The organism is Mycobacterium sp., assembly GCF_032161845.1.
In the GTDB taxonomy this organism is placed as follows: Bacteria; Actinomycetota; Actinomycetes; order Mycobacteriales; family Mycobacteriaceae; genus Mycobacterium.
The window spans coordinates 1-2,728 of the sequence record NZ_JAVRQA010000541.1 but is presented as its reverse complement, the minus strand read 5'-3'; the positions used below and the strand labels follow the sequence as shown (position 1 = coordinate 2,728).

The following is a 2,728-nucleotide window of genomic DNA, read 5'->3' as shown; positions in this document are numbered from 1 at the left end:
AGGTGTGCGTACCCGAGGACAACGTGGTGTCGGGACTGCCGATCTTGGCCACCCGGAACCTGTCCCCCGACTCCCACAGCAGTTGGTACGGCGCGGGTTCACCATCCATCAGGATGGACGTGATCCGTGGCTCCTGCCGCACGGTAGGGCTGTTCTGGTTGGCGACGTCCCAGTAGCGGAAGATTCCGTGCCGACCGGAGGGGAATTCACCGCGAATGGTCTCGACCGCGTTCAGCGTGCCGTCGGCGCCGACGGTGAAGTCGGCCTGGTAGTCGCTGATCACGACGGGGTCCGCGGCATTGCCTGCGCCGGACGCACTCTCGAGCAAAAGGGGCCAGAACAGTCCAACGGCAATGAGGGCCAACAGGATCAGCCAGCCGAAAACCCGCTTCACTTCACCTCCGCTGCATCCCCGCGCCGTGCGATTCGACTCACCCTATGTGCAACGGGTCGATCTGCACACGAACGGGCGGCTGATCGTGGCGGGCGCTCAATACGCCGGTGGCGCGGCGGAGCGCCGAGGCCAGCCCCAGTCCGGTGTCTCGGGGCACCCGGACGAGCATCCGGCTCACCTCCGTGTCACGTTCGGCGCCGGGCGGTCGACGGGCTCCCGGTGGAAGTTCGACGGGGCCGAGGACGTCGGCGTCACCCGGAAGGTGTGCTGCGGCAAGCAGAGCGGTCACTGCCGCGGGGTCGCCGTCGACGGCGGCCATGTGGACCGCTGGCGGCAGGCCGACCTCGGCACGCGCGGCGAGCTCGGATTCGGCGTGCGCGACGGGATCCCAGCGGATCAGCGCCTGCACGGTGGGGATCGCGGATTCGGCGACGACGGCCACCACACCTCCGTCGCCGCGGTGCCGAACGAGGGCCGCGGCGGCCATCCAGCGTCGCAAGGCATCCTCAGAGGCTCGGAGATCCTGCCGCCCGAGGAGTGCCCAGCCATCGAGGAGAAGCGCGGCGCCGTATCCGCCGGGCACCGCGGGCTCGGCCCCGGGGGTGGCGACCACCAGTGCTGGTCCGGCCGGAACCTCGGACACCACCGAATCACCACCGGAGGTGATGACGGTGGTCCCCGGAAAGGCCCGGCCCAACTCTTCGGCGGTGCGCCGCGCACCCACCACAACGGCGCGCACCGCGTCGGAACCGCACCGCACACAACGGAGTGCGGCCTCGGCGCGGCCACACCACCGGCAGACGGCTCCGGCAGCACGATCGGGCAGCGACATGGGACCCGTGCAATGCCTACACCTGGCGATCGTCCGGCACTTTCCACAGGCCAGCGCGGGGACGTAACCGCGCCGCGGCACCTGCACCAGGACCGGAACGTCGGACCGCAGCGCCGCCCGGGCCGCGTCGAGCGCCATCGTCGGCAATCGCGCCGTGTGTGATGCGGCATCGCGTTCCTGGGCGAAACCACTGTCGTCGAGCGCGACCACCCGCGGCGTGCGGGTCCGCACCACGGGCCGGGGGGCCACCAGATCGTGGGCCCACTTGCTGGTGACCAGGGCCTGCGCCTCAGCCGTACGGGAGTAACCGCCGATCAACGCGGAGCACCGCAGCTGATGCGCACGCAGCATCGCCACCTCACGGGCATGCGGATACGGGGCCCTCGGCTCGGCCAGGGTGTCGTCGCCGTCGTCCCACACCATCACCAGCCCGAGATCGGCGACCGGTGCGAACACTGCGCTGCGGGTCCCGATGACGAACCTGGCGTGCCCCCGCAGCACCGACAGCCAGCGGCGGTAGCGCTGCGACGGGCCGAGCCCCGCCGACAGCGCGACGACGGCCCCCTCGTCCACGTGCCGGATTGCTGCTGCGTGCAGCGCGTCGACGTCACTCTGATCCGGCACGACGGCCAGCGCCGACCGGCCCGACTGGACCACGACCGCGGCGGCCTCGGCGAGCCGATCAGTCCACTGCTCACCGGGCAGGGCCTGCCAGACCGCGCGGGCCGCCCGGCCCTCACCGAGGGCGTCGAGGAACTGCGTCCCGCGGCCATAGTCGCCCCACCCCACCGGGTCGACCGGCTGAGCCGACGGTGGGGGCGGATCGGGCACTGCCTGCTTCTCGACGGTCGCATGTCGCGGCGGGACCGCGAGCCGGAGGACGTCGGGGCGGGTGCCCGCGTACCTGGCGGCGACGGCGTCGACCAACCGCCGGACGTCGGGGGTCAGTACGCGCTCGCTGGAGACCACCCGGTCCAGCCAACCCAGTTTGCCGCCGTGGTCGGTGTCAGAACGCCTTTCGAGGACGAAGGCGTCGACGAGCCTGCCGTGGAAGCGCACCTTGACCCGCACCCCCGGCTGCGCGTCGTCGGACTGTTCGGTGCTGACGAGGTAGTCGAAGTCGCGGTCGAGATGGGGCACCGACAGCATCGGGAGCACCCGAGCGATGGGCTCGTGCTCGGCTGCCTGCCTCAGTTCGGTCACGCAGGTGGGGTAGCAGAGCGGCCGAAGAAGAACCCGGCGGTGATCAACAGCAGCGACGCGGCGTACGCCCACCAGATCGGCACGGCCAACGCCTCGGATCCCAGCACGAACTTGCCGACCCCGATCATGCCGTCGGACACCGCGAAGCACACCGCCCCCAGCGCAGTCCACGGCGTCGGCAACTCGGCGAGCAGAGCCGCGCAGACCATCGCGGCCAGCACCAGCATGTAGAGGATGACCGGGATCGCCATGCCCTCGGCGATCAGCTGCGGCCAGAACCACCCCAGCAAGCTCGCACA

3 protein-coding genes are annotated in these 2,728 nt (G+C 71.0%); all 3 read right to left on the bottom strand.

The genetic code is table 11. The annotated features are described in order from the left end of the window. Positions 1-394 (bottom strand): DUF2207 domain-containing protein (locus tag QOD90_RS30260; RefSeq protein WP_526356075.1); only part of this gene is annotated, 394 nt, incomplete at its 3' end. Between the two features lie 37 nt (positions 395-431). Then, on the bottom strand, positions 432-2,429 hold the full coding sequence (locus tag QOD90_RS30255; protein ID WP_526356073.1) for a primosomal protein N': 1,998 nt from the start codon (positions 2,427-2,429) through the stop codon (positions 432-434). Beyond that, positions 2,426-2,728 (bottom strand): lysoplasmalogenase family protein (locus QOD90_RS30250; RefSeq protein ID WP_526356071.1); only part of this gene is annotated, 303 nt, incomplete at its 5' end. The genes QOD90_RS30250 and QOD90_RS30255, both read right to left, overlap by 4 nt.